At 70.7% G+C, this 5071-nt stretch carries 4 protein-coding genes and 1 pseudogene; 1 reads left to right on the top strand and 4 read right to left on the bottom strand.

What is annotated here, in order from left to right:
- The first annotated feature begins 72 nt into the window (after positions 1-72).
- Positions 73-741 (top strand): YgjP-like metallopeptidase domain-containing protein, encoded by a 669-nt coding sequence (locus tag Q0U08_RS17615; protein ID WP_298092937.1) that lies wholly within the window; start codon positions 73-75, stop codon positions 739-741.
- On the opposite strand, the gene Q0U08_RS17620 is transcribed toward Q0U08_RS17615, so the two are convergent.
- The 4 genes and pseudogenes from Q0U08_RS17620 to Q0U08_RS17635 form a co-directional block, all read right to left on the bottom strand.
- Positions 717-2855, bottom strand: a complete 2139-nt coding sequence (locus Q0U08_RS17620; protein ID WP_298092939.1) for a transglycosylase domain-containing protein — start codon at positions 2853-2855, stop codon at positions 717-719. The two genes, Q0U08_RS17615 and Q0U08_RS17620, sit on opposite strands and share 25 nt — an antisense overlap.
- Positions 2856-2945: 90 nt before the next feature.
- Positions 2946-4010: an FAD-dependent monooxygenase gene (locus Q0U08_RS17625; RefSeq protein ID WP_298092941.1), complete on the bottom strand. Its 1065-nt coding sequence runs from the start codon at positions 4008-4010 to the stop codon at positions 2946-2948.
- Positions 3989-4642 carry a methyltransferase domain-containing protein gene (locus Q0U08_RS17630; protein WP_298092942.1) on the bottom strand — a complete coding sequence of 218 codons (654 nt, stop codon included), beginning with the start codon at positions 4640-4642 and terminating at the stop codon, positions 3989-3991. The genes Q0U08_RS17625 and Q0U08_RS17630 overlap by 22 nt, the downstream gene beginning before the upstream one ends.
- A gap of 32 nt (positions 4643-4674) precedes the next feature.
- A pseudogene (locus tag Q0U08_RS17635) lies at positions 4675-5071 on the bottom strand (type III polyketide synthase); the annotation flags it as partial.

Genomic DNA, 5071 nt, shown 5'->3' on the forward strand with positions numbered 1-5071 from the left:
CCTCACCCTTCCCACTGCCTGGCGGCAGCGGGCCCCTTCCCTCTCCCCGCGGGGGAGAGGGAAATCATTCCAATGATCGACGAAATCATCCGGCATCCCACCGCGCGGCGTATCCGGCTGGTGATCGACCCCGCCACCGGCACCACCCGCCTCGTCATCCCCAGGCGCGCCGCGCTGAAGCCGGCGCTCGCCTGGGCGCAAGGGAAGGGCGAGTGGATCGCCGCCCAGCGTGCCACCCTGCCCACCCCGCGCCCCTTCGCGCCCGGTGCGACGATCCCGTTCGGCGACACCGAACTCACCATCTGCTGGATCGAGGGGCGCAGCCGCCTGCTCCGTCGCGATGGCGACATGCTGCACGCCTCCGGCCCGGTGGAAACGCTGCCCCGCCGCGTCACACTCTGGCTGCATCGTCAGGCGCTCGACCTGCTGACGCACGAAACCGCCGAGTTCGCGGCAAAGGCCGGCGTCACCGTTACCAGGGTCGCGATCGGCGATGCCAAGGCGCGCTGGGGCAGTTGCGCCTCGCACGGCGCGATCCGCTATAGCTGGCGGCTGATCCTCGCGCCCGGCTTCGTCCGCCGCGCGACGGTGGCGCATGAGGTCGCGCACCGCGTCCACATGAACCATGCCCCCGTCTTCCACGCCCTTGTCGCGGAGCTGTTGGGCGAGGATCCCGCGCCTGCCACCGCCTGGCTGCGGCGGCATGGCGCGGCGCTTCACTGGGTCGGCCGGTCGTCCTGATCGAAGCGCGGCGGCGCCAGCCCCTCGCGCGGAGCGGGGCGCTGGCGTGACGGTTCGCGCGGTGCGTCGCGCCCGGTGACGCGGTCCAGCCAGTCCTGATCCAGCCGCTGCGGTGGCGCGGCCTGCACCGGCGGCCCGTCCTCGTCGCTGCCGCGGCGCACATCCACCGGCGCCTGATCGTCGTCATAGCCGTCACCCGGCACCGTCGGCGCGATCGGATTGCCATCGGCATCGACCGCGCCCATGCCATTATCCGGCGCGCCGAAATAGCTCTCCTCGTCCGGCTCCAACTGCCATTCGGGCAAGGTCACCTGCGTTTCGAACTGCTCGATCGGCCGGCTGGCGGTCGCCGCCTTCATATATTGCGCAAAGGCGCGCGCCGGCGCGGTGCCGCCGTGCAGGCCCGATACCGGCCGGGCATTGTCGCGTCCCATCCACACGCCCGTCGTCAGCCCGCTGGAGAAGCCGACGAACCAGCCATCCTTCATGCTGCTCGTCGTGCCCGTCTTGCCCGCCACCGGCCGCCCGATCTGCGCGGCGCGTCCCGTGCCGGTATTGACCGCGGTCTGCAGCAGGTCGGTCATCTCGGCCGCGACATAGGGCGCGACCAGCACATGGCTGCGATCCACCTCGTGGCGATAGATTTCCTGCCCGTTGGTCGTCACCCGCGTGATGCCATAGGGCGCCACCGCCACGCCCTTGTTCGCCACCGAGGCGAAGGCGCGCGTCATGTCGATCAGCCGCACGTCCGACGTCCCCAGCACCATGGAGGGATGCGTGTTGACCGGCGTGGTGATGCCGAAGCGGCGCGCCATGTCGGCGACGGTGGTGAAGCCCACCTCCTGCCCCAGCTTGGCCGCCACCGTGTTCAGCGAATAGGCAAAGGCGGTGCGCAGGCTCACCTGCCCCGAATTGCGCCGCGAATCGTTGCGCGGGCTCCACCCGTCGATCGTCACCGGCTCGTCCACCACCGTGTCCTCAGGCTTGTGGCCCGCCTCCAGCGCGGCGAGATAGACGAACAGCTTGAACGCGGAACCCGGCTGGCGCACCGCCTGCGTCGCCCGGTTATAGTTGGTCGACACGTAATCCTTGCCACCGACCAGCGCGCGCACCGCGCCGTCCCGGTCCAGGCTGACCAGCGCCCCTTGCGTACCGCCAGGCGCCTGCTGCCGGATCGCGGCATCGGCGGCGCGCTGCATCCCCAGGTCCAGCGTCGTCCACACCTCCAGCGGCGCCTGCGTCTCGTCGATCAGCGTGTCGAGCTGCGGCAGGGCCCAGTCGGTGAAGTAACGGACGCTGTTCTGCTTGGGCTCGGGCGCCAGGTGCAGCGATTTCGGCTCGGCCTCCGCCGCCTCGTCCGCGCTGATGAAGCCGTTGCGCACCATCTGGTCGATCACCACGCCTGCACGGCCCACCGCCGCCTCGGCGTCGGCGGTCGGCGAGTAGTTGGACGGCGCCTTGACCAGCCCGGCGATCACCGCCGCTTCCGACAGGCTCAGCGTGTCCGCGCCATGGCCGAAGAATTTGCGGGAAGCCGCGTCGATGCCATACGCACCGCCGCCATAATAGACCTTGTTCAGATACAGCTCGAGGACCTGGTCCTTGCTGAACTTGCGTTCCAGCGCCAGCGCCAGGATCCATTCGCGGAACTTGCGCCCGAACTTCTTCTGGTTGTTCAAAAAGACGTTGCGGGCAAGCTGCTGCGTGATCGTAGAGCCCCCCTGCACCCAGCGGCCCCGTTCATACCGGACCATCACCGAGCGGACGATGCCGATCGGATCGACGCCGGGATGCTGGCGGAAGCGGCGATCCTCCACCGCCACCGTCGCCTCGCGCATCACCGCGGGGATGCGGTTATAGGGCAGCCATTCGCCGTAACTCGGCCCCAGCGACACGATCACCGTGCCGTCGGCGGCATGGACGCGGATCATCTGGCCGTTGGGCGAGGATTTCAGCTCCTCGAAGCTCGGCAGTTGCGACCGCGCGACATAGACCGCGATCAGCAGCGCGCCCAGCGCGAGCACGGCCAGGCCGATAAGGATCTGGAGGGAAACGACGATCCGGCGCCGCCAGGGCGAACGGGGACGTGAGCGGGAAGAACGCGCGCGAGCCATGAAGGATGGGCGAAATACCCGGCTTCGCGCGCCATCACAAGCGATGCTTATGGGCGGCCTGCCGCTACACCCACGCAGTCCGGCGCACGATCACGCCACCCGCGTCACGCGCGCGATCCATCGCACCAGCGCCGGACCGGCCAGCCGGGGGAGAACGCCGCGTGCCCGCCCCTCCGCCAGCGCGCGAACACCGCCGGCCACCGCGATCGGCATCCCGATCCGCCGCCTGAACGCCCGCTGCCAATCGGGTGCCGTGGCGGCGCCCCCGGCGATATAGCTTTGCGCTGCCGACACGCCGCTGGCCAGCGCGATGCCCATGCCTTCCCCGGCCAGCGACGGGATCACACCCGCCTGATCGCCAAGCCGGAATAGCGCACCCGGGCGCGCCCGCCAGCCATAGGGCACGTTGGCCACCGCATCGACGGCGGCGTCACCCGCCATGAACGCCAGCCGCTCGCCCAGTCGCGGCACCTCGCGCGCCAGTTCGGCCAGCAGCCCCGCTGCGTCCCCTGCCGCCCGCAGCCGCGACCGGCGGACCGCCATGCACAGGTTCGCGCTGCCGTCCTCCTGCAACACCAACCCGGCATAGCCACGGTCGAACAGGTGCAGTTCGATCGCATCGTCCACCAGCACGGACAGTCCCGGCGCCGCCGCCAGCCGCACGCGCAACCCCAGCGCCGGATCGTCACCCGGATCACCCCGCGCCGGCGCCCCGCGCAGGTCGTGCTTGCCGGTTGCCAGGAACAGCGCATCGGGCGCCAGCACCTCGCCGTCCGCCAGCCGCACGCCGCCATGCTCCACCGCACGCACGCTGACGCCGCGCTCGACCCGCGCGCCCACCGCCTCGGCCTGCGCCAGCAGGATGGTGTCGAGGCGGTGGCGCGACAGGCCGATGGCGGGTTCGGGCAGCGGCGCCTCCGCCACCGCGCGCGCCGTCACCATGCGCAACCGCGTCACCCGGTGGCCGCCTGGCTCCACCCCCAGCGCCCGGACCTGCGCCACCGTCCGCCAGCTCAGGAAACCGCCGCACAGGGCATCGCCGATCACCCGCTGCCGCTCGACCAGCAGATGCGGCATGCCTTCGCGCGCCAGCGTGATCGCCGCCGCCGCGCCCGCCGGCCCACCGCCGACGATCAGCGCCGGCGCGCGACGCATAGCCGGAAGGGGAAGCGGCGCTCGACCCGCGCCTCGCTGATCTGCGCGGTGGCGAGCAGTTCGCTCCATTCCGCCGGGCGAAAGCTGCGCGCGATCGACAGGCGGCCGTCATGCCGTACGATCGGATGCCACCGCGCCGCCCATGCGAGCAGCGGATAGCCGGCATGGGCGAAACGGTGGCGATGCAGATCGTTGACGAACCAGCCGACCCGCGCCTCCCGCTCCATGAAGCGCAGGAAGGCGATCAGCTCCGCCTCGCTCATGTGATGCGCGACCAGGCTGGAGACGATCACGTCCCATTCCTGTCCCGCCAGCGCGGCATAGTCGCCGGTGCGGTAATCGATCGGCAGGTCGCGCCCGGTCTGCGCCGCGGCGATGCCCGCGCTGTTCGGGTTCAGGTCGATTCCCACCAGTTGCGCGACGATACCCCGCGCCCTCGCCCAGCGCGCGATGCTGCGCAGCATGTCGCCGTTGCCGAAGCCGACGTCGAGCAGCCGCAGCGTCGATCGGCCGCGCATGACCGAGTCCAGAAACCGCAACGTCGGCCGCCGCGCCATCGTCACCGTGTTCACCCGCGCCAGATCGTGCAGCACCGCGCGGTAGGTACCCGCATCCAGATCCTCGGCATCCATCAGCTCCGGGCCGGATGCACGGGTGGAAAGTCTCACGCGGCACTCCGGAAGCGTAGCCCCTCGGCGGCCAGACCCGGTCCGAAGGCCAGCGCCAGCCCGCGTTCGATCGGCGCCCCCCGCATCATCCGCGCCAGCACGAACATCAGCGTCGCCGACGACATGTTTCCCTTCTCGCGCAGCACGGCCCGCGACGCCGCCAGCGCGTCCGCGTCCAATCCCATCGCTCGCTCAACCGCATCCAGGATCGATCGTCCCCCGGCATGGACCGCCCATCCCTCGATCGGTCCACCGTCGCCTGACAAAGCCGCCCGCGTCTCTTCCGCCCCCAGCGCATCGGCCAGCCGCCCCGGCACTTCGCCTGAAAGATGCATGGCAAAGCCGCGATCGGTGATGTCCCAGCGGATCAGGTCCGCACTCTCCGGCCTGTCT

Origin of the sequence: uncultured Sphingomonas sp. (assembly GCF_946477935.1) — a bacterium.
GTDB lineage: Bacteria > Pseudomonadota > Alphaproteobacteria > Sphingomonadales > Sphingomonadaceae > Sphingomonas.

Bases quoted from the DNA above. Each gene is read 5' to 3' on its own strand.
- Q0U08_RS17615 (WP_298092937.1), top strand. From the start codon at position 73: ATGATCGACGAAATCATCCGGCATCCCACCGCGCGGCGTATCCGGCTG.
- Q0U08_RS17620 (WP_298092939.1), bottom strand. From the start codon at position 2,855: ATGGCTCGCGCGCGTTCTTCCCGCTCACGTCCCCGTTCGCCCTGGCGG.
- Q0U08_RS17625 (WP_298092941.1), bottom strand. From the start codon at position 4,010: ATGCGTCGCGCGCCGGCGCTGATCGTCGGCGGTGGGCCGGCGGGCGCG.
- Q0U08_RS17630 (WP_298092942.1), bottom strand. From the start codon at position 4,642: ATGGATGCCGAGGATCTGGATGCGGGTACCTACCGCGCGGTGCTGCAC.